At 60.6% G+C, this 20,174-nt stretch carries 21 protein-coding genes; 5 read left to right on the forward strand and 16 right to left on the reverse strand.

Annotation, left to right across the window (positions count from 1 at the left end; translation table 11 throughout):
- Positions 1–42: 42 nt before the first annotated feature.
- Entirely contained in the window at positions 43–222 is a 180-nt protein-coding gene (locus tag BMZ63_RS07580; RefSeq protein ID WP_227663690.1) for a DUF2798 domain-containing protein, read from the reverse strand.
- Between the two features lie 149 nt (positions 223–371).
- Here BMZ63_RS07580 and BMZ63_RS07585 point away from each other — a divergent pair, with 149 nt between their 5' ends.
- A complete protein-coding gene (locus tag BMZ63_RS07585) occupies positions 372–1,229 on the forward strand; it encodes a DUF6279 family lipoprotein (RefSeq protein ID WP_091703874.1) in 858 nt (285 codons plus the stop codon).
- Positions 1,230–1,253: 24 nt separating this feature from the next.
- Here the strand turns inward: BMZ63_RS07585 and BMZ63_RS07590 are convergent, their stop codons facing one another.
- Positions 1,254–1,610 carry a hypothetical protein gene (locus tag BMZ63_RS07590; protein ID WP_177187047.1) on the reverse strand — a complete coding sequence of 119 codons (357 nt, stop codon included), beginning with the start codon at positions 1,608–1,610 and terminating at the stop codon, positions 1,254–1,256.
- A gap of 25 nt (positions 1,611–1,635) precedes the next feature.
- Positions 1,636–2,400 carry an EAL domain-containing protein gene (locus tag BMZ63_RS07595; protein ID WP_177187048.1) on the reverse strand — a complete coding sequence of 255 codons (765 nt, stop codon included), beginning with the start codon at positions 2,398–2,400 and terminating at the stop codon, positions 1,636–1,638.
- Between the two features lie 198 nt (positions 2,401–2,598).
- Here BMZ63_RS07595 and BMZ63_RS07600 point away from each other — a divergent pair, with 198 nt between their 5' ends.
- Positions 2,599–3,753, forward strand: coding sequence for an isocitrate/isopropylmalate dehydrogenase family protein (locus tag BMZ63_RS07600; RefSeq protein ID WP_091703876.1), 1,155 nt, complete (start codon positions 2,599–2,601; stop codon positions 3,751–3,753).
- A gap of 77 nt (positions 3,754–3,830) precedes the next feature.
- Here the strand turns inward: BMZ63_RS07600 and BMZ63_RS07605 are convergent, their stop codons facing one another.
- The 3 genes from BMZ63_RS07605 to BMZ63_RS07615 are packed head-to-tail and all read right to left on the reverse strand — an operon-like array spanning position 3,831 to position 5,866.
- Entirely contained in the window at positions 3,831–4,394 is a 564-nt protein-coding gene (locus BMZ63_RS07605; protein WP_091703879.1) for a YceB family lipoprotein, read from the reverse strand.
- A gap of 47 nt (positions 4,395–4,441) precedes the next feature.
- Positions 4,442–4,633, reverse strand: coding sequence for a CPXCG motif-containing cysteine-rich protein (locus tag BMZ63_RS07610; RefSeq protein ID WP_091703881.1), 192 nt, complete (start codon positions 4,631–4,633; stop codon positions 4,442–4,444).
- A 6-nt stretch (positions 4,634–4,639) separates the two neighbouring features.
- The gene (locus BMZ63_RS07615) at positions 4,640–5,866 is read right to left on the reverse strand and encodes a pyridoxal phosphate-dependent aminotransferase (protein WP_091703883.1); all 1,227 of its coding nucleotides are present in this window, start codon (positions 5,864–5,866) and stop codon (positions 4,640–4,642) included.
- Between the two features lie 148 nt (positions 5,867–6,014).
- Here BMZ63_RS07615 and BMZ63_RS07620 point away from each other — a divergent pair, with 148 nt between their 5' ends.
- Positions 6,015–6,995, forward strand: coding sequence for a D-2-hydroxyacid dehydrogenase (locus tag BMZ63_RS07620; RefSeq protein ID WP_091703884.1), 981 nt, complete (start codon positions 6,015–6,017; stop codon positions 6,993–6,995).
- Positions 6,996–7,417: 422 nt separating this feature from the next.
- Here the strand turns inward: BMZ63_RS07620 and BMZ63_RS07625 are convergent, their stop codons facing one another.
- The 3 genes from BMZ63_RS07625 to nudC are packed head-to-tail and all read right to left on the reverse strand — an operon-like array spanning position 7,418 to position 9,752.
- Entirely contained in the window at positions 7,418–8,083 is a 666-nt protein-coding gene (locus BMZ63_RS07625; protein ID WP_091703897.1) for a LuxR C-terminal-related transcriptional regulator, read from the reverse strand.
- Positions 8,084–8,095: 12 nt separating this feature from the next.
- Positions 8,096–8,920 (reverse strand): glutamate racemase, encoded by an 825-nt coding sequence (murI, locus tag BMZ63_RS07630; RefSeq protein WP_091703900.1) that lies wholly within the window; start codon positions 8,918–8,920, stop codon positions 8,096–8,098.
- A complete protein-coding gene (gene nudC / locus BMZ63_RS07635; RefSeq protein WP_091703903.1) occupies positions 8,913–9,752 on the reverse strand; it encodes an NAD(+) diphosphatase in 840 nt (279 codons plus the stop codon). Before nudC ends, murI begins: the two co-directional genes overlap by 8 nt.
- Before the next feature lie 157 nt (positions 9,753–9,909).
- On the opposite strand from nudC, the gene plsB reads away from it, so the two are divergent.
- Positions 9,910–12,381, forward strand: coding sequence for a glycerol-3-phosphate 1-O-acyltransferase PlsB (gene plsB, locus BMZ63_RS07640; protein ID WP_091703905.1), 2,472 nt, complete (start codon positions 9,910–9,912; stop codon positions 12,379–12,381).
- A 31-nt stretch (positions 12,382–12,412) separates the two neighbouring features.
- Here plsB and BMZ63_RS07645 read toward each other — a convergent pair whose 3' ends face one another.
- The 6 genes from BMZ63_RS07645 to ppc form a co-directional block, all read right to left on the reverse strand.
- Positions 12,413–13,249, reverse strand: a complete 837-nt coding sequence (locus BMZ63_RS07645; protein WP_091703908.1) for a class I SAM-dependent methyltransferase — start codon at positions 13,247–13,249, stop codon at positions 12,413–12,415.
- On the reverse strand, positions 13,249–13,632 hold the full coding sequence (locus BMZ63_RS07650) for a UDP pyrophosphate phosphatase (protein WP_091703910.1): 384 nt from the start codon (positions 13,630–13,632) through the stop codon (positions 13,249–13,251). Before BMZ63_RS07650 ends, BMZ63_RS07645 begins: the two co-directional genes overlap by 1 nt.
- A 106-nt stretch (positions 13,633–13,738) precedes the next feature.
- On the reverse strand, positions 13,739–14,449 hold the full coding sequence (gene tsaB, locus BMZ63_RS07655) for a tRNA (adenosine(37)-N6)-threonylcarbamoyltransferase complex dimerization subunit type 1 TsaB (protein WP_091703913.1): 711 nt from the start codon (positions 14,447–14,449) through the stop codon (positions 13,739–13,741).
- A gap of 35 nt (positions 14,450–14,484) precedes the next feature.
- Positions 14,485–15,138, reverse strand: a complete 654-nt coding sequence (adk, locus tag BMZ63_RS07660) for an adenylate kinase (RefSeq protein WP_091703916.1) — start codon at positions 15,136–15,138, stop codon at positions 14,485–14,487.
- Positions 15,139–15,331: 193 nt separating this feature from the next.
- Entirely contained in the window at positions 15,332–16,702 is a 1,371-nt protein-coding gene (locus BMZ63_RS07665) for an HDOD domain-containing protein (protein WP_091703919.1), read from the reverse strand.
- 44 nt (positions 16,703–16,746) lie between these two features.
- A complete protein-coding gene (ppc, locus tag BMZ63_RS07670) occupies positions 16,747–19,392 on the reverse strand; it encodes a phosphoenolpyruvate carboxylase (protein ID WP_091703921.1) in 2,646 nt (881 codons plus the stop codon).
- Positions 19,393–19,492: 100 nt separating this feature from the next.
- On the opposite strand from ppc, the gene BMZ63_RS07675 reads away from it, so the two are divergent.
- On the forward strand, positions 19,493–19,723 hold the full coding sequence (locus BMZ63_RS07675; protein ID WP_091703924.1) for a hypothetical protein: 231 nt from the start codon (positions 19,493–19,495) through the stop codon (positions 19,721–19,723).
- A 12-nt stretch (positions 19,724–19,735) separates the two neighbouring features.
- On the opposite strand, the gene BMZ63_RS07680 is transcribed toward BMZ63_RS07675, so the two are convergent.
- On the reverse strand, positions 19,736–20,077 hold the full coding sequence (locus BMZ63_RS07680; RefSeq protein WP_091703927.1) for a pilin assembly protein: 342 nt from the start codon (positions 20,075–20,077) through the stop codon (positions 19,736–19,738).
- Positions 20,078–20,174: the final 97 nt, after the last annotated feature.

The raw sequence follows: 20,174 nt of genomic DNA on the forward strand, positions 1-20,174 counted from the left end.
TGGTTTTATCGGCCAGCTTGCCGGCCAGCGGCGCGATGAACGTCACCAACGGAAAAGCCACCCCCAGGCCACCCCGAACGCCGGCCCCCAGCGCATCAAAAAGCCTTCGGCCAGGCCGGTATTAATCAGCGTGATGATGCCAGACATCAGCAACGACATAATCCCGGACATATAAAACGAGAACACGAAGCGCCGCAGCTGCGTTACCTTGAATGTGGACATATTCCCTCCCGGCGCGGATCAACCACCCACGCCATCCATTTTTGAAAGCGATTCGTACCGGTATAAGGAACCGCACCCCGGAAACAGCGAGACATCATAATAAGCATGCAACGGGTTTCCATACGGCTTTTTACCGAGAGAGATCATTCATGGCCGCCGCACGCTTCTGTAAATACGCTCTTATCGCCCTGGTTCTGGCCGCATTCCTGGCCGGATGTAGCTCCACAAAAACCGCCTATCGATTTGCCGACTGGGGCATCGTCTGGTGGGTGGAAGATTATGTCACCCTCACCCCAGAACAGGCAGACCGGCTCGATCGGGACCTGGTCAACCTGAAGCAATGGCACTGTTCGGCAGAACTGCCCCGCTACACCGGCTGGCTGACGCAGTTAGAGGGCGACCTGATGACCGGCGTGCCGGACCGCGACGCGGTTCACTACCACCAGCAACGACTGCTGGCCTTCATACCCGATTTAATGGGCCAGGCGGCACCGGTGGCGGTCAATCTGCTGGAAGACCTGTCCGACCGACAGGTTAAGGAACTGGCCGACAACATGGCGAAAAACCAGCGTGAACTGGAACAGGAAATGCTGGCGGGCAACCCCGAACAGACCGCCAAAGCCCGGGCTCAACGCACCCGCGAACGGCTGGAAACCTGGCTGGGCGGGCTGAACAAAGACCAACAGACTATCGTAACCGACTGGTCCGCCGACCGCGGGCGGCAAACGGAAATCTGGCTGCAGGGCCGGCAAAACTGGCAACACGCGCTGATTGATGCGCTCGAAAAACGCGGTGAGCCCGGCTTTGGCGCGCGTATCGAACAGTTGCTGGTCAATTACGAGCAGGCTCGCGGCCCTGCCTACCAGGCCATGTCGGCAGAAAGCCAGGCCGCCATGGCCGATTTGCTACACGATGTCCTGGCCGCGGGCGATGCCGGCCACCGGCAGCACCTGGTGAACCGGATTCAGAGCTTGAACGGGGATTTCAGCGAACTGGCGTGTCTTTAGGCAGAACCGCTGCGGTTTTCCGGTTCAGTATGCGCCAACCAGCATCAGGAAGCCGAAAAAGCCCGCACCGGTCAGCCCCAGGGACAAGGCAACAATGCCCAGTCCCCACCAAACGGCGGCGGCATCGGAAAGTGCCATGTCATGGCCGCGAACAGTCCGGTAAAACGCCCAGGGACCCAGCACAAACGCGCCCACCACCGCGAACACCAGCCCGACGGCGATACCGGCAAAGGTCCAGGTGGCAAGCACCATGGCTTTATCATTGACCTGTTCAGTCACACCCCGGGCCTGCAGGAATTTCTTGCAGAAGAACCAGAGCAACGCGAACAAAGCGACCACAAACACCAGGCCGCCAATCAGGGTAATCAGGCGATAGAACACACCGGCATCCTGTGGTTAGGAAATGTTAGTCAGGCCAGACCGGCTCGGGCAGGCACTCAAACCCGGGCTTGGCAAACAGAAAACCCTGGAACAGGGTGATGCCCTGAGAGCGCAGCCAGTAATACTCTTCCGGCGTCTCCACACCCTCGGCAACAATCTTGCCGCCCAGCTGGCGCATCATGGTAATGATGCCGGCCACCACCGCCTGTTTGTTGGGCTCGTTGTGAATATTACGCACCAGCGCCATATCCAGTTTCAGTAAATCCGGCGGGCTGGCCATCATGATGTTGAAACGGGAGTAACCCGCGCCAAAGTCATCAATCGCCGTGCTGAAGCCCATTTCCTGGTAGGCCTCGATGATTGAGGTCAGGTGCTCCACCGACGACAGGTTCTCACCCTCGGTCAACTCAAAGATGATTTTGCTGGTATCGAAGTTGTAGGTTTTCGCCGCTGCCAGCGTGGTGCGGATACAATATTCCGCACGGTAGACCGCGTTGGGCATGAAGTTGATGCTCAGCATTGGCTGCATATCCAGCCTGGAGGCCAGCTTCACCGCTTTCACGCGGCAAATCTGGTCAAACGAATACCGGTTTCGTTCATTGACCTGCGAGAGCACCGACATGGCTCCCTCGCCATTGGTGCCCCGCACCAGAGCCTCATACGCGTAAACCGATTTCTGGGCCGCATCAACAATGGGTTGAAACGCAAAGCTGAATGAGAAATCCAGCCCTTCACCACACGCGCACTGACCACAGTGCGACTCATCAAATAACACTTCGGGTTTGTCCACAAGGGCTCCGTCAAATGGGTCTGTCTTGATTGCAGACAGAAGCATAAAGAAAACCGACAGATTCCACTATAGTTAGCATTCCCGCAAATTGGCAACATCCGTTAACTATCATACGTATAGGTAACTGGCATCTGGCCCCGCGAAGTCTACACTGGGGTTTGGCCGCAGCACGAAACATCCCAACCTGGAGGTAACTGAATGGCCGGAACCATGCGCATTGCAATCACACCCGGAGACGGCATTGGCCCGGAAGTTGTCGCAGAGGCGGTCCGCTGCCTGGAAGTTCTGCGAGAAAAACACCACCTGGCCCTGGAATGGACCCGTTTCCCCTGGCCTTCCCACGCCTGGCATGAACAACACGGCGAATCCTGGCCGTCCGATGCGCTGGATCAGTTGCGCGACTATCAGGCCATTCTGCTGGGCGCCCTGGGCGATCCCGGCCCGGTGGACGACCCAAACCGCTACCTTTTGCCAGACAGCATTTCCCTGGCACCACTGCTCGAAATGCGCAAAGGCTTTGACCAATGGGTGTGTGAGCGCCCGGCCCGCCTGTTGCCCGGAGCACGCCAGTACCTGAAGGATGACCGGGCCAAAGACATCGACATGCTGGTGATTCGCGAAAACAGCGAAGGCGAGTACGTCAGCCAGGGTGGCCGCTTGCGCAAGGGCACCCCGGACGAGGTGGCCACCCAGATGGAAGTGTTTACCCGCAAGGCCACCGAGCGCATTGTCCGTTACGGTTTTGAGCAGGCCCGTATCCGTGCGGCCGCCCGCTTGCAGGAAGGTCGCACACGCAGTTTCCGCACCCTGGATGGTCGCACCTGCGAAAGCCAGGTGTGCATCATCACAAAGCGCAACGCCCTGCGTCACTGGGGTGACATGTACACGGAAGTGTTCGAGGAAATCAGCAAGGAATACCCGGATGTCGCCACCCACCATGAACTGGTGGATGCAGCCTGCATGAAGTTCGTGCAGTGCCCCTGGGCGTTTGATGTAGTGGTTGCCAGCAACCTGCAGGGCGACATCCTGACTGACCTGGCAGCAGTATTGTCCGGCGGCATGGGGGTGGCGCCATCGTGCAACCTTAACCCGACCGACCCGGACATGCCCTCCATGTTTGAGCCCACCCATGGCAGCGCGCCGGACATCGCCGGCCAAGGCATCGCCGACCCCACCGCCATGCTGTTCACCACCGCCCGCATGCTGGAATGGCTGGGCCGCAAGGACCCGGCCATGGCCACCGCCGGCCAGGAGCTGTTTGACGCCATGGCGGCGGACCTGGCCGAGTCCGGAGACCAGCAACGCTCCTGTCGGGAGATCGGCACGGCTGTCTGTAATCGCCTGAAAGGCTAATCACCGGCTGGTTGTATCCATAAAAAAAGGGAGTGGTTTTCAGCCACTCCCTTTTTTTATGTCACACGCCGACGGCATCATTCATCCATCACAAACTCCAGCCGGCCCGGCGCCACTCGTATATCCATCGGCACCATGCCGAACATGCGCTGCTTCATGTCGCTGTCATCCAGCCGGTACACCGGCATGGTCTCCAGCATCTGCGCAACAACACGCATCACAGAATCTGTTACCGGCGCCAGGTCACCCTTGAAAAACGGCGACTCAATGGAGCTTTCCAGCAAATTCAGCCGACGAATGTAGACCGCTTTCTCCTCGCTGTCATACACCGGGGCGCCTTCCAGCTTGAGGGCGATATCCACGGGCAGCTTGGTCATCAGGGCGTTCAACGCCACTTGGCCGCGCAGATCAATCACTGCCACGTCCCGGCCGTCCGGGCCCAGGGTAATGTCAGCATCGCTCAGGCTGAGGCTCAGCGGCGAGCCACTGTTCAGTTGCTGGCGATCAAAATCGGCCACGGCATCCTGCAAGTGGCGCTCTATCTGTGCCTCGGAAACAGAATAGGGGGAGAGGCTGGCACAGCCACTAATCAGCACTGTGATGGCCAGCAGAAGCAGGCCAGTCAATCGTCTTTGGGTCATGGTCCCGGTATCTCCAGAAAGCGCGGACTTCTCAGCCGCAAGCGCAGCTACTCGTTTTCTGCCCTGGCCTCGACTTGAGGCGTGCCGTCGGCAGTGATCAACACTGTGATCAGGATCGGGTTGCAGCACACCTGACAGTCTTCCACATACTCCTGCTCCTCTACTGAAGGATCAATGCTGATGTCCAGCATTTCCCAACAGTAGGGGCATTGGATCATGACCGAATCAAGGGCTGGCATAACGCATCAGAACTGCTGCTTGGCCATCCAGGGAATGATGCGATCAAACGCCTCTTCGATACGCTCACAGCTGGTGGCAAAACTGAACCTCAGCGCATTACCACAGTCATCCCCGAAGGCATCGCCGGGCACGGCACACACACCGGTTTCCTTCAGCATGCGCAACGCCAGATCCGAGCCGTCCACATGAGGCGGCAGGTTCGGGAAGGCGTAGAACGCACCGCCCGGTTTGTAGCCGGTCAGGTGAGGTGTCTGATCAACCAGCTCGACGATGCGGTCCCGACGCTGGCGATAGATATCCACCATGTCATTCACGCATTTCTGGTCCGCCGTGAGCGCCGCCACACCCGCGAACTGGGCCGGCGTGTTGGCCACCGAGGTGGTGAACATGTGGTACCGGCGCAGTGACTTGATCGCCGCCTGGCTTGAGATCACCCAGCCTACCCGCAAGCCGGCCATGCTGTAGGTTTTCGAGAAACTGCTGATGCACATGATGTTGTCCAGGTCCATGGAACAATTCAGCACACTGGCGAACTCGTCGTCATCAAAAATCATGTGGTCGTACACCTCGTCGGCGTACACCTGAATGCCCCGGTAGGCACACTCTTCCATGATGGTTTCCACGGTACTGCGCGGGTACACGGCCCCGGTGGGGTTGTTCGGGTTATTCAGAATCAACGCAAAGGTGCGCGAGCCCATGGCCCGGATCACATCGTCCGGGTCCAGCTGGTGGTTGTTCTCGGCCCGGGTGGGAATGTACTTCACCTCACCGCCGTTCATGCGGATCAACGGCGCATACAGCAGGAACGAGGGATCGGTCACCAGGAACTGACGACCCGGCGCCGAGGTGGCCGAAATAGCCAGGTACAGGGCCTCGGTGGCACCACTGGTGATCAGGATGTTCTCCGGACTCAACTCCCGGTTGTAACGCTTGCCGTAATACTCCGCCAGGGCATTGAGCAGCTCTGGCAGGCCGGCATCCATCGTGTAACCGGTCTGGCCCGCATTAAGCGCGTCCACGTAGGCATCGATGATGTGCTTGGGCGTGGGCAGGTCCGGCTGCCCGATAGAAAGATGAATCACATCGTTCATATCCGCCGCCATATTCACCAGCCGGCGAATCCCCGACACAGGAATGGCCTGCATGGCAGGGTTCCAGCTGGCCTTCGCTTTGCGATACTTCATTTTCCGCGGCCGGGTGTAGCCGGTGTCCTTGTTGACGGCCTCTGCCATACACACCTCCTGAATACAGGCTGAATTGAATAATACCCTTGCAGGTTAGCCAGTAAAGATCGCCGGAGCAAGCAGGCTTGACCCACAACCTGCGGGCAACCAGACTGTAGATAAGTTCCGCTGATGCAACCATTTTTCCGGAGGACCGATGACAGTATCCGAAAAGCCTGTTGTCACCGTACTGACCGCACCGGGTGAAGACGCACCGCCCGGCATTGAAGATGTGAAAGCGCGCGCCGAAGTGCGTTTCGCCTGGGACGAGCAAACCCTGCGCGACACCCTGCCCGGCACCGATGTGATGATGGTGACGGACTTCCGCACGGAAGCACTGGAAGCCGCCTGGCCCGTCGCCGACCGCCTGCAGTGGATTCACGCCACCAGCGCCGGCGTGGACGCCCTGATGTTCCCCGGCCTGATTGAAAGTGACGTAACCGTAACCAACGCCCGGGGCATTTTTGACCGGGGCATTGCCGAGTACGTGGCCGGCACCATGCTCATGTTCGCCAAGGACTTCCCCCAGAACATCCGACTGCAGCAAAAGCACCAGTGGAAACACCGCGACACCGAGCTGGTCCACAAGAAACGGGTGCTGGTGGTGGGCGCCGGTTCCATCGGCCACCAGATCGCCCGCCTGGCAAGGGGCATCGGCATGGAACCCCACGGCATTGCCCGCAAGGCCAAAACCGACGACCCGGACTTCGAAGCCATTCACAGCAACGAAGACCTGTTCGACCAACTCCCGCTGGCCGATTTCGTGGTGATTGCCGCCCCGCTGACACCCCAAACCGAAGGCCTGTTTGACCAGAAAGCCTTCAAGGCCATGAAAAACAGCGCCCGGCTAATCAACATCGGTCGCGGCCCGATCGTGAAGACCGACGACCTCATCAGCGCTCTGGACAATGGCGAAATAGCTGGCGCCGGCCTGGACGTGTTCGAAGAAGAACCCGTACCGGAAGACCATCCGCTGTGGGACTACGAAAACGTCACCATGAGTGCCCACATGGCCGGGGATTTCATCGGCTGGAAACGCGCGCTGACCGACCAGTTCCTGGAGAACTTCGATCTGTGGGCGCAGGGAAAGGACCGGTTTAACCTGGTGGACAAGAAGCTGGGGTATGCCAGCAAGTAAGGAGAGCTAGTGTCCCGTCTGGTTAATTCGCTGACCTACTGAGCCACTGAGAGCGTTGAGAGCAAGGCGTGCTAATGAAGGTATGGTGGTTCCATATCGAATTAGCGCAACGCAGCTATCAACGCTCTCAGTGGCTCCCGAAGGGCGTAGCTCTGGGATTCCTGGCCGGTGTTGCCAGCGCTTGATGTGGAACCACCACACCTGCACACTGGCGCCTTGGCCAGAAATCCCAGAGCTACGCAGTAGATCAGCGAATTAACCAGACGGGACACTAGCCCCACAGCCTAAACAAGCGAGCGGGTAGGGCTTTCCAAAACCGTGCGGAGCCAGGGATGGCGGAGCTCGAGCGCTACATGGATGTATTCACAGCGTGTTTTGGAAAGCCCTACCCGCTTGCTTGGGCACTCGCTTAGTTGCTTTTATCAGCCCCCGGACAAAGACTGATCCGCCGGATCAATCTCCATCTGCTGAATCGCAATCACCGCCTGGGTACGGTTACGCACACCCAGCTTGCGGAAAACAGCCGTAATATGGGCCTTGATGGTGGCCTCAGACACATCCAGATCATAAGCGATCTGCTTGTTCAGCAGCCCCTCGGCCAGCATACCCAGCACCCGGAACTGCTGCGGCGTGAGTGACGCCAGGCGTTCGGAAAAGTCCGTCGCCTCGCTCTGCATGCGTTCAATCTTCTCGGCGATGCCATCTGGCAGCCAGACATCCCCTTCCAGCACCGCCTGGATTGCCAGCGTAATCGTGGGCAACGGAGCAGACTTGGGAATGAAACCGGAGGCGCCATAATCAATGGAACGACGCATCACCTGCAGATCTTCGGAGCCGGACACCACCACCACCGGCAGGCCCGGGTACTGACCACGCATGAAAACAAGCCCTGAAAAACCGTGGGCGCCGGGCATGGTCAGATCCAGCAGGATAAGGTCTGCATCCGGGTGGGATTCCACCGCCGCCTGTAATGACTTGATGCTGTCGACTTCCACAGTGTTTGCATCCGGCACTGCCTGAGTCACCGCCTGCTTCAAGGCTGCCCGAAACAGCGGGTGGTCATCAGCGACGATTATTGTTTGTGTCATTCAACAGATTCCTCACAGGTTGTTGGCAGCGATTGTACGCAAATCCCGGCGTAACCCCAAATCCGTCATGAAGCCGCCAAGATTGGCCGGTTCGATGCCGGTAAAGTGCAGTTTAATCACCGCGCCAAGTTTAGCAGTGGTCCGGTCTGCGGCGGCCACAAAGCCCGCCCGGGCCAGCAGTTCATCGACCCGCCGTGCAATGGCCGGCCCGGAATCCACCCAGTGCTTCACCTCCGGCAGCGCGACCTGCAACCAGGGCAAGAGCAGAGGGTAATGGGTGCAACCCAGAACCACGGTATCCACACGGGCCTGGCGCAGGGGCGCCAGCACCCGGTCCATCTCATCTTGCGGTGGCGTCGTGCCCGCCACCCGCTGTTCAGCCCAACGCACCAGCTCGGGCAATCCCAGCCGGATCACCTGGCAGTCGGCGGCGAAGGTTTGGACCAGTTCGTCCAGGTAAGGTCTTTTCACCGTCGCGGGCGTGGCCAGCACTCCGATTCTACGGTTCTCACTGCAGGCAGCCGCCGGCTTTACCGCTGGCACCACGCCCACCACCGGAACGTCCGTCTGGGCGCGTAGCGCAGGCAGGGCCACGGTACTGGCCGTGTTACAGGCCACCACAATGACATCACACGGCGCTTCTTCCTGCGCCTGGGCAATCAGTCGACAACAGCGCTCGACCACCACAGACTCGGCCAGATCGCCATAGGGGAACATCACGTTATCGGCCAGGTACACCAGTTCGGCATCGGGCCGGTACTGGTGAATACAGCGGGCAACACTCAGCCCGCCCACACCGGAATCAAACACCAGAACCCTGGGCAAACGTTCAGTCACGGCTACCCTGGCCTCCTGTTCCGGTTATTTCATCTTTCATGGCGGCAATCAGTCGCCCGGCAATGGTCGCGGGTGGCGGTACCGGCGGGTGATCATCAATGGTAAACCAGCCGGCATCCGCAAGTTCGTCTTCCTGTAGACGCAACTCGCCGGCCCGGTAGTCGGCAAAAAAACCAACCATCAGTTGATGCGGGAACGGCCAGGGCTGGGAACCCTGATAGCGAATGTTTTCCACCTCCAGACCGGTTTCTTCCATCACCTCCCGGGCCACGGCCTGCTCCAGGCTCTCCCCCGGCTCAACAAACCCGGCAATCAGGCTGTAGAAGTTTCGCGTCACCCGGGACGATTTGGCCAGTAAAAACCGGTCATCCCGGCGAATCACCGTGATGATGCAAGGCGCAATGCGCGGATACCAGGGTATGCCACATGGTTCACACCAACGCGCCCGCTCCCGGGGGTGCGGGCTGGTCGGCTCGCCGCAGCGGCCGCAGAAACGGCTGTCCTGCCACCATAGCCAGACCTGAAAGGCGGTGTTGAGCAACTCCGAGGGGGCATCCGGGCGCTCCAGCAAAGCCTCGCGCAGTGTGATCAGCTCCACCCCCGGCACTCCGGGATCCGGCAGGCCGGTGACAAACAGATTCTCTCCCGCCCAGGTTCCCATGAATAGTGCTTGCGGCCGACTGTCCCCCATCTCCGGGCCTCCCCACCGCAAAAACCAGTCATCCCCGGGCTTAAGCAGGTTATTGCCGGCGAACGCCAGCACCCGATCGCCTTCGGCCGGCGACTGTTCCGACCACCCGGGCCGCCAGAGTGAATTATGATCCGTTGTCATGGCCGTCTGTTGTCCGTTGAAGCGTTGGAATCCGGTGTGCGGTCGCACGGTCACAGACTGCCAATGTATCACACCTGCCGAAAAGCGGCCGACACTTTGCCCTCCTGCCGCAACCGGTTAGACTTGCTCTCTGTTTCCCGCACCGGAGTAACCGTTCATGCGACTTTACCAGGGCATTCGTCGCCTGATCCTGTCTTTTTTCCGCAAAATCCTGTTTCTTTGGGTACGCACCGATGTCAGTGGCAACTCATTGGAAGCCCTGGACCTGAACCCGGAAAAACCGGTGTGTTACGTTCTCCAATACCGCTCGTTATCGGCCCGGCTGGTACTGGAGCAGGAAGTCATCCGGGCCGGGCTGCCCGGCGCCCATCACCAGCAACCCGGCGAACAGGCACCGGAGCGGTCGTTTTTCTTCCTGTACAAACGGATTGGCGGCCTGTTCCAGGGCCGTCGGCACAAACCGGTGGCCACTGGCGAGTTCAGCGAGCTGGTCCGGTTTGGCCTGGAACACCCGCAAACCGATGTTCAGGTTGTGCCGGTATCATTGTTCTGGGGCCGGTCGCCAGACAAGGAAAAATCCCTGGTCAAACTGTTGCTGTCCGACACCTGGTCCGTGGCCGGGCGTTTGCAGAAATTCCTGATTATCCTGGTGCACGGGCGCAACACCTACGTGCAGTTCGACACCCCCTTGTCGCTGCAGGACGTCATCTCCGAATACCGGGACAACGAGGCCCGGGCCAGCCGCAAACTGGCCCGCCTGTTGCGCACTCATTTCCGGCGCACCCGCCGGGCCGTGCTGGGGCCGGACCTGTCCCACCGTCGCACCCTGGTCGAAGGCCTGGTTCGCACCCAGGCGGTGAAAGAAGCGATTGAAACCACCGCCAGGGAGCAGAACCTTCCGCCCCGGAAAGTGCGGATGAAAGCCTACAAGTACGCCGATGAAATCGCCGCCAGTATGTCAGTGGTAACCATCCGGGTAATGGAGCGCCTGCTGTCGTGGCTCTGGAACCGGATCTACAAGGGCATTGATGTCAATAACATCGAAGTGGCCCGGGAAGCGGCCCAGGACAGCGCGGTGGTTTACGTGCCCTGTCACCGCTCGCACATCGACTACCTGCTGCTGTCCTACGTGCTGTACCGCAACGGCCTGATGCCGCCTCACATTGCCGCCGGCATCAACCTGAACATGCCCATCGTCGGGCCGATTCTGCGCCGGGGCGGGGCGTTTTTCATGCGCCGTAGTTTTCGAGACAACCCGCTCTACGCCACCGTGTTCAATGAATACATGCACCAGATGTTCACCCGGGGTTACTCAGTGGAGTATTTTGTCGAGGGCGGCCGTTCGCGCACCGGGCGCATGCTGCAACCCCGCCCCGGCATGCTCGCGATGACCGTGCGCAGCTTCCTGCGGGATCACCGCAAACCCATTGTTTTTGTGCCGGTATACATCGGTTATGAAAAGGTCATGGAGGGTCGTTCCTACCTGGGCGAGCTGCGGGGCAAGAAAAAGCAGAAGGAGAGCGTACTTGGCCTGGCAAAAACCGCCCGAAAACTGGGCAACTCCTTCGGCAAGGTATCGGTGAATTTTGGTGATCCCATCGCCCTGGACCAGGTGCTGGACCAGCAACACCCCCTGTGGCGGGAAGAAACCTACCCGGAAGACTATCGCCCGGACTGGCTGCCCGGGGTGGTTGATCATCTGGCTGAAAGCGTGGCCTGCCGCATCAATGCGGCTGTTGCGGTCAACCCCATTGGCCTGACCGCCACCGCCCTGCTCGGCACCGAACGCATGGCCATGGACGAAGGCCAGCTGATCCGCCTGATGGACCAGTACGCCGCCCTGTTGCGGGCCTACCCTTATGCCGGGACCGTCACCCTGCCCGACGGCGCCGGACGCGACTGGCTTGCCTACTGCGAGAACATGGGGCTGGTGGTGCGCCAGCCCCAGAAACTGGGCGACATCATTGCCCTGGAAGGCAGCAATGCCATTCTGATGACCTACTACCGCAACAACATCCAGCACCTGTTTGCCCTGCCGGCGCTGATTGCCAGCCTGTTCGAAAATGAAGACAGTCTGCGACGGGACAAGGTGGCTTTCCTCGCTTCAGTGGCCTACCCCTATCTGCAGTCCGAGCTGTTCCTGCATTACCCCGCTGACGGTATTGAAACAGTCATTGATCACTGGATTGATGTCATGATTGCCCAGGGCCTGCTAGTACAGCTGGATAACGACCGCATCGGCCGCCCCGACGAGGGAACCGACGCGATGTTGCGGGTCCGCATTCTGGCCCGTTTCATCATCCAGACACTGGAGCGTTACCACATTGTGCTGGGCATTCTGCGCAAGTATGGCTCAGGCAAACTCACTGCCGTCGAACTGGAAGAACAGAGCACCCTGCTGGCCGAGCGCATGTCGATCCTGTTCGGATTGAACGCCCCGGAATTTTTCGACAAAACGCTGTTCCGCAACTTTATTGCCAACATGCAGAAAAACGGTGTGCTGGAGGCTGACCAGAACGGGCTGTTGTGTTACGGCGAGGGGCTACAGCAGGTAGCCGAGGACGCCCGGCTGGTCCTGAGTGTGGAGAAACGCCAGGCCATACAGCAGATCACCATGATGAATGCCTGACAGCCAGAGCCCGAAAGCCCCGGGTAATGGCTTATACCGGCAGCGCCTTGATGGGGTAGATGTCGTAACGACTGCTCTTGCCCTCCACCCGCGTCGCCGGTTCCGGGCCTGAAACGGCCGGAGCCTTGCGGGGGCGCTTGACCACCACCCGGTAACGGGCGGACCTCAGGGCGGCGGCGAGCAGCTCGCCGGCATCGTCGTCGTCACCCACCACCTGGCGGAACACCTCCATTTCCTTTTTCACCCGGGCGGACTTGTCGCGGTGGGGAAACATGGGGTCCAGGTAAATCACATCCGCCACGTCACTGTCTGAACCAGCCAACCTGTCGATGGCATTACCCGGCTGCAAATGCATGCGGGCCACCACCGGGGCACAATCGGGGTTCAGGGCGGCACGGGCCAGGCCATCCGCCAGCAGCGCGTGGATGACCGGGTTACGCTCATACAACGTCACCTCACACCCCAGGCCCGCCAGCACAAATGCATCCTGCCCAAGCCCGGCGGTGGCATCCAGCACCTGCAGCGGCTGCCGTGTTTTCTGCAGGCCCACCGCCTTGGCCACCAACTGCCCGGCGCCACCGCCATGCTCGCGCCGATATCCCATTTTGCCGGTCACAAACTCCGCCCGCACCGGGCCAGGCGCACCCTTGCCCGTCAGTTGCAGGCACAGGCCCCGGTCATCGGAGAACAACAACAGCGGTACATCGCGGACTTTTTTCGGCTCTGCACTGCCAAGCCATCGAAGACCCAGTTCATCAGCCAGGGCCCGGGCAGCGTGTGCGTCACCCAGCGCAGAACAGGCAACCGCCAGATTTCCGGCCAGCGCCGGTGGCAGCGAGGATGGGCTTTGTGGGGGAGAGTTGGTCATCAGACCATGATATCAATGCCGGAGAGTACCGAGCCACCTTCGTATTCCTGGCCGGCAGCGGCCACTCCGGCAAAGGTCGACAGGGCCCGGGCTGCCGAGGGAGAAACATCGTCCGCACGGAAGCTTTCCAGGCGGACGTCTTCGGCTGCCCGCCGGGCCTCTACCCGGCGGGCGGTGGCTTCCGGTGATTCCGTCGCATTGCCGGTTTGCGGGGCGCCATCACGGCTCTGGGCCGGGTTGCCAAGATCCTTGCGCGCCGAATCGACGGCCACCGACATGGGCGCAGCGGCCGATGCCCGGGCCGTATCGGTGCGCTCACGGGCCGGCGCATTGTTGCCGGACTGGATCTGGGAATAGCTTGCCGGGTTCAAACCGCCAATCATGGCCGATCACCGCAGATGAAATGAATGGTTAACGACATTATGGAAGAAGCCGGCGCGGATGAAAAGTGAACAGGGCCACGAAACACAGGTTTGACGCCCGCCGGAATCAACCCCGGCCTGGCAATTTCTGCCAGGTTACCTCATCACGCACATACACCGGCTGTGCCTGCTCGGCGCTGACTGTCTCGCCACGGCGGTAAGCCACTTCCGCCAGACGGGCCACCTGCGCCGCGTGGGGCACAAGGGTTTCATCATGACCGGTCAGGGTGCCGGTGACACTGCCTGGCATCGATTCCTGAAACTTCCAGCCCGACCCGGCGCCAAACCAACTTGCCGGCGATGGCTCACCCGTCGCCGGTAAAGCGACCAGGTCCGGTGCGCAGACCCGCTCAGGACCGACAGCCACGGGCAAGCTCCCCTGACACTCGAAAGCGCCCCAGTAGACTTCGCCCATGCGCGCGTCAAAGGCCACGGCAATGCCGTCACCGGTCCGCAGCGATTGCTGTTCAATGGCGGCCAGGGCCACCGCTGCCAGGGACGAAACCGGCACCACCGGCAGCTCAAGCCCCCAGGCCAGCCCCTGCACCACACCCGTGGCGATACGCAAGCCGGTAAACGAGCCGGGGCCACGGGCAAAAGCCAGGGCATCCAGGTCCGTCGGAGACAGCCCGTGCCCGGCCAGCAACTCCCGAACCATGGGCATTAAAAGGCGGGTATGGCCCCGGGGGGCCACTTCGAAACGCTCAGTCACCTGGCCGTCAAGCCAGAGCGCGGCGGAGCAGCCTTCCGAAGACGTATCCAGTGCCAATAACTTCACAGAATCATACCTCCGGGGCTGCTTCTCGGGGGGGATTACTTGAGCTGGGACAGGATCTGGTCGCGAATGCTGTCCATGCTGCCCACGCCTTCAACCCGCACGTACTTCGGTGCATCAGACGGAGCCTTGCTGGCCCAGTCCTGGTAGAAATCCACCAGCGGCGCGGTCTGGTTGTGGTAAACCTGCAGGCGCTTGCGCACGGTTTCTTCCTTGTCGTCCTCACGCTGAACCAGCGGCTCGCCGGTCTGGTCGTCCTTGCCTTCCACCTTGGGCGGGTCGTATTTCACGTGGTAAATACGGCCACTGCCTTCGTGTACACGGCGACCGGACAGGCGACTGACGATTTCTTCGTCATCCACGGCAATTTCCACCACGTAGTCGATGGCAATGCCACGATCCTTCAGTGCTTCAGCCTGGGGAATGGTGCGCGGAAAACCGTCCAGCAGGAAGCCGTTTTCACAATCCGGCTGCTGGATGCGCTCTTCAATCAGCGCAATGATGATGTCGTCGGAGACCAGGCCACCGCTGGCCATGACTTCCTTGACCTGCTTGCCCAGCTCGGTTCCGGCTTTAATGGCGGCACGCAGCATATCGCCGGTGGAAATCTGGGGAATGGCAAACCGCTCAGTGATGAACTGGGCTTGCGTACCCTTACCTGCGCCCGGCGCGCCTAACATGATAATTCGCATATACCTTGTGCTCCCATTGTCTTGTATATCTTTGGAAAAGCTACGACAAAGACCAATACCTTTGCGGCAGCCTCTCGGCAGCCCGCAATGACCATTGGCGCACCGAACCAAAAACGGGTGGGCATTATACCGAAGTCGTAGCCAACTGAGAAAGCCCAAGTCAAAAACTCAGCCGGCTGGCCGGACGGACCGGTTACCGGGCGATGGAGGATGCCAGAACATCCAGGTCGGAGGCAACCCGCGCGATTTCGTCCCGGGCGTGATCCAGGGCCTCTGGAGAGAGGGCCAGAGCGCTGGCCAGGGCATCCAGATCGTCGGGGTTGAATTCATCACCAATGCCCTGCTCTTTCAACAGGCCGTTGGCCAGCTGCACCAGCCAGACGTATTCCTGATGCTGCCCCCGGTAACCGGCGTGCTGATGCATGCCCGCAGCCTTGATCACCGGTTCCGGCAGTTCCCACAAGCGGTGCAGAATGCCGCCAATGGCACCATGACCAACGGCCAGGATGTCCTGGTGCCGACCGTGACCAAACACTTCCTGTTCCAGTGCCTGCATGCTGGCTTCCGGGTTGCTTTCCCGCAGTTGTGCCAACTCCTGATAGTCCTCCGGAAACAGATGACCGACCAGCAACAAACCGAAGTTGTGCAGCAGCCCACACAAGTAGGCCAGCCCCTTGTCGTGTCCCGAGCTGCCAGCCAGGCTCTGGCTGAGGAAGGCGCAGTACAGGGAATGACGCCAGAAACTGTCCATGCCCAGGACGCCTTCACGGGGCACCTCAAAGGCCCGGACCGAAGCAATACCCAGGGCGATGTGGGCCACGCGATCAAAACCGAGCACCCGGGTAACCGCCTCCTGTACCGAATGGATCCTGCCCTGGTAATTGAACAGGGCGGAACGGGCATAACGCATGATTTGCGCGGTCATGCTGGGGTCAAACTCGATCAGCTCCGCCAGCTCGCGAGCCGAGGCATCGTTATTGGCGGTCAGGCGGAGAATGCGCAGTGCCAGCGCCGGCATGGGTGGCAACCGGTAGAGTTTCTGCAACTCATTGGCCACCTCTTCGAGAGTCAGAGAGGCGGGATGCTCGGCCGTCGGACCGCGAATGACCAGGTGCCCCACCCGGGCGCCGGCAAGCGCCAGGCGCAATGCCCGGCCGCTCATGGCCACCAGCGTGGTACCGCTGCCTCCGGTGAACACAACACTTTCAGCCCGGGTGACATCGTCGTCCAGCAAAACCGGAACCTTCCAGGCACCGCCCAGTGGCGGCACGAAACCGGGCCGGCAATCCGCGAACAACCGGGCTGCCTGTCGGGCGGTCAATGGTTGCAGCCGGCGGCCGGTGAACCGGTTGATGGCATCCATATCCAGGGCGCTGTCAAACCGGTGCACGGCCATGACCACACCGTTGATATCAATCAACAGAGTGGCGCGGATAAACTCATGGCCGGTCGCTGGCGAGGCGATGACGGCATCGTCCAGTTCCTCGGCCGGCGGTATTTCAATTTCACGGTAATCGATGGCCTTCCCGGCCAGAAAATCCGACAGTCGCTCCGACAGTGCCAAAATGCAAGCTCCCTTTGGTGAACGGCTCTTGGTGCCCCGCCTGGTCAGCCGGTGTTGCGCATGCCGGCGGCGATCCCCGCCATGGTGACCTTCAAGGCCCGCTCGACCACTTCCGGCACTTCGCCCTTGCCCTCGCCTTCCCGATCCCGGCGCAGCAGTTCAGCCTGCAGGTAGTGCAAGGGATCGGTGTAGGGGTTGCGCACTTTCATGGAGTGGGCAAACACAGGTTCGGCTTCCAGCAGGGTTTCCTGTTGTTTCAGCTCGAGCAGACGATTGATGCAGTTGCGCAGGCGTTCCCGCAGGCTGGCGCCCAACACCCGCAGTTTTTCATCATCCACCAGGGTCTGCTCGTAATAGTTGACAATGCGCAGGTCCGCCTTGGCCAGGACCATTTCCAGCATGTCCACGTAGGTGCGGAAAAACGGCCAGCCTTCCATCATTTCCCGCAGTTCCGGCAGGCGCTCGTCACGGGCCGCCGCATCCAGTGCTTCGTCGCTGCCCAGCCAGGCCGGCAGCATCATGCGCATCTGGGTCCAGGCGAAAATCCAGGGAATCGCCCGCAGGCTTTCCACGCCACCGGTGGGTTTGCGCCTTGCCGGGCGACTGCCCAGTGCCAGCTTGCCCAGTGCGGTTTCCGGCGTCACCTGACGGAAGTAGGGTACGAAATCCGGGTGTTCACGCACCACATCCCGGTAGGATTTGAGCGAGATGCCGGTGAGCCAGTCCATCATGTCCCGCCAGCTGTCTTTCGGGGCGGGCGGCGGCGCCAGGGTGGCTTCGATCACGGCCGTGCTGTACAGCGTGAGACTTTGCACCGCCAGCCGAGGCAGGCCGAACTTGAAGCGGATCATTTCACCCTGCTCGGTGATCCGGAAACTGCCATTCACCGAACCCGGCGGCTGAGACAGGATCGCACGATTCGCCGGCCCGCCACCACGGCCCACGGTACCACCACGGCCGTGGAACAGGGTCAGGTGCACGCCATAACGGCCGGCAATCTCGGTCAGTTGCTCCTGGGCCCGGTATTGCGCCCAGGCGGCCATCAACTGGCCGGCATCCTTGGAGGAGTCGGAGTAGCCAATCATTACTTCCTGGCGGTCCTGGCAGTAGTCCCGGTACCAGTCGATATCAAACAGCGCCGACATGCTTTCCGGTGCGCCCTGCAGATCATCCAGGGTTTCAAACAAAGGCACCACACGCATGGGGAAGTTCATGCCGGCTTCCCGCAACAGGAGGATGACGTTCAGCACATCGGAGGGCTTACTGGCCATGGAGATGACGTAGGAGCCCAGGGCCTCCGGCGTTTGTTGCGCGACCACTTCGCAGGTGGCGAGTACTTCGCGCACCGGTTCGGATGGTTGCCAGTTGCGAGGCACCAATGGCCGGCGGCTGTTCAGCTCCCGGATCAGGAACTGCTGGCGCTCCTCTTCGGACCAGGCCAGGTAATCCCCCATGCCCAGATAGTCCACCATTTCCGCCACCGCCTCGGCATGACGGGAAGCTTCCTGACGGATATCCAGGCGAATCAGTGGCAGGCCGAAGGTATGCGCCCGGCGAATGGTATCGAGCAGCGGGCCGTCGGCAATGGCTTGCAGGCCGCATTCCACCAGCGAGCGGTAACACAGCTCCAGCGGCTCAACCAGGTCATCTTTCTCGAACAGAATGCCGTAGGCATCGGCATTCTCACCGCGCATGCGCGCCAGCGCCCAGTCGCGGGTGCGGATCAGCCGCGCCTTCAGTTCTCCCAGCACTTCCCGATAGGGTTCGGGCGCGTCGCCAACCACTTGCCGCAGCTCATCACTCGCCTGCCACATGGACAACTCGTTGCGCAGGGCCTGGATATCGGCCAGGTACAGTTCGGCGGCCTTCCAGCGCCCGAGCAGGAACACTTCCCGGCTGACTTCGTGGGTAACATTGGGATTGCCGTCCCGATCGCCGCCCATCCAGGAAGCGATGCGGATGGGCGAGGCCTGCAGGGGCAAGCCGTGGCCGGTGGCATCATCCAGCGACACATCCAGATTGCGCAGAAACTGCGGCAGTGCGTGCCACAGGCTGTTTTCGATCACGGCAAAGCCCCATTTGGCCTCGTCGACGGCCGTCGGGCGTTGCTGGCGGATCTCATCGGTGTGCCAGGCTTCGTTGATCAGCCGTGTCAGCCGGGCGATGACTTCCTCGCGCTCGGCCGGCAGCAGGTCCTCGTGGTCCAGCCGGGCGAGGCAGTCGGACATCTCGTCGTATTTCAGAATCAGTGTGCGGCGGGCCACCTCGGTGGGGTGGGCGGTCAGAACGAATTCGATGCGCAGGTCCGCCACCCGTTTGTGCAGTTCCTGCGGATCAACGCCGCCCTGTTGCAGCCGCTCGAACACCTCACTGAGCGATTCCACCACCAGGTCGGACGGGTGGCCCTGCTTGCGGCGGATACCGTGGTACTGCTCGGCCAGGTTGGCCAGGTTCAGGAACTGGTTGAAGGCCCGAGTAACGGGCAACAGTTCGTTGTCGTCCAGTTGCCTGAGCAGGGTTGCCAGGCGCTGGCCGGAACCACTTTCGTTGTTGCGGTCGGCTTTCGCCGCCGCCCGGATTTCCTCGATCCGCTCATAACAGTCCATGCCCGGGAAGCGCTGGATGCTATGGCCCAGCAGCTCACCCAGCATGCGTACATTTTCACGCAGATCAGGATGCAGTTCAGTCACGGCGGTGTCCTTATCAATTGACGGATGCAAAGTAAACTTACGATACTAAGTCTAGCCGATGGAAGTCCATCGCAAATACGCACCCTGACGGGAGACCGGTATGACAGTCAGCGACTTACCCCAACAATGGGCCAGTGGCAAAAGCGACGTGGAGCGGCCACATCAATACAATTTGCGGTTGCCGATGGAGGATGCCGCAAGAATTGCGGCGTTGGCAGAGCTCTATCCCGGGCGCAGCGAAGGCGAGATTCTGAATGATCTGGTGGCGGCAGCCCTGGATGATCTGCTCAGCCAGGGCGACCTGAATGAACGGCTGAAAGCCGGCAATTAGGCGGCTTCTGGCTCAGGCCGGCGACTGGGGGCGTTTCTTCAGTCGCTGCATGTGCTTCTTGCTCAACGCCACGAACTGCGGGGTCAGGCCTTCATCCTCGTAGATTTCAAAGCCGTCTTCGTCGTAAGCCACGACCTTGTCACCCTGCTTGTAGGGCAATCCTGTTTCCAGGTCGTCCAGGGCGGCGGTCAGCAGATCACGCATCAACTCCTGTGGCGATTTCAGAGGATACAGCTCCACCAGCCGTTGCAGCAGTTGATGGTGCTCTTCCGACAGGGATACAAACGTCGGCTCACGGGTTAACCGGCCCCGACCATGCTTGTCCCAGTGATCCACCAATTCGCGGATTTTCATACCCTGACTTCCCCTTTGTTTCCGTTTTGCGTCAGTAATGTTGCACAACTCTAAGTGTCGGCCCAATCAGGCATTTAGTCAAAGCCGCCAGCCATTC

This window comes from Marinobacter persicus (genome assembly GCF_900114155.1).
Classification (GTDB): Bacteria; Pseudomonadota; Gammaproteobacteria; order Pseudomonadales; family Oleiphilaceae; genus Marinobacter; species Marinobacter persicus.

Coding starts and splice junctions, on each gene's coding strand:
- BMZ63_RS07610 (WP_091703881.1), bottom strand. CDS start 4,633: ATGCCAGCCCTTGATTCGGTCATGATCCAATGCCCCTACTGTTGGGAA.
- BMZ63_RS07680 (WP_091703927.1), bottom strand. CDS start 20,077: ATGAAAATCCGCGAATTGGTGGATCACTGGGACAAGCATGGTCGGGGC.
- BMZ63_RS07650 (WP_091703910.1), bottom strand. CDS start 13,632: ATGATTGGCGGTTTGAACCCGGCAAGCTATTCCCAGATCCAGTCCGGC.
- adk (WP_091703916.1), bottom strand. CDS start 15,138: ATGCGAATTATCATGTTAGGCGCGCCGGGCGCAGGTAAGGGTACGCAA.
- BMZ63_RS07675 (WP_091703924.1), top strand. CDS start 19,493: ATGACAGTCAGCGACTTACCCCAACAATGGGCCAGTGGCAAAAGCGAC.
- BMZ63_RS07585 (WP_091703874.1), top strand. CDS start 372: ATGGCCGCCGCACGCTTCTGTAAATACGCTCTTATCGCCCTGGTTCTG.
- plsB (WP_091703905.1), top strand. CDS start 9,910: ATGCGACTTTACCAGGGCATTCGTCGCCTGATCCTGTCTTTTTTCCGC.
- BMZ63_RS07600 (WP_091703876.1), top strand. CDS start 2,599: ATGGCCGGAACCATGCGCATTGCAATCACACCCGGAGACGGCATTGGC.
- BMZ63_RS07625 (WP_091703897.1), bottom strand. CDS start 8,083: ATGACACAAACAATAATCGTCGCTGATGACCACCCGCTGTTTCGGGCA.
- BMZ63_RS07605 (WP_091703879.1), bottom strand. CDS start 4,394: ATGACCCAAAGACGATTGACTGGCCTGCTTCTGCTGGCCATCACAGTG.
- BMZ63_RS07620 (WP_091703884.1), top strand. CDS start 6,015: ATGACAGTATCCGAAAAGCCTGTTGTCACCGTACTGACCGCACCGGGT.
- BMZ63_RS07580 (WP_227663690.1), bottom strand. CDS start 222: ATGTCCACATTCAAGGTAACGCAGCTGCGGCGCTTCGTGTTCTCGTTT.
- BMZ63_RS07645 (WP_091703908.1), bottom strand. CDS start 13,249: ATGACCAACTCTCCCCCACAAAGCCCATCCTCGCTGCCACCGGCGCTG.
- BMZ63_RS07615 (WP_091703883.1), bottom strand. CDS start 5,866: ATGGCAGAGGCCGTCAACAAGGACACCGGCTACACCCGGCCGCGGAAA.
- nudC (WP_091703903.1), bottom strand. CDS start 9,752: ATGACAACGGATCATAATTCACTCTGGCGGCCCGGGTGGTCGGAACAG.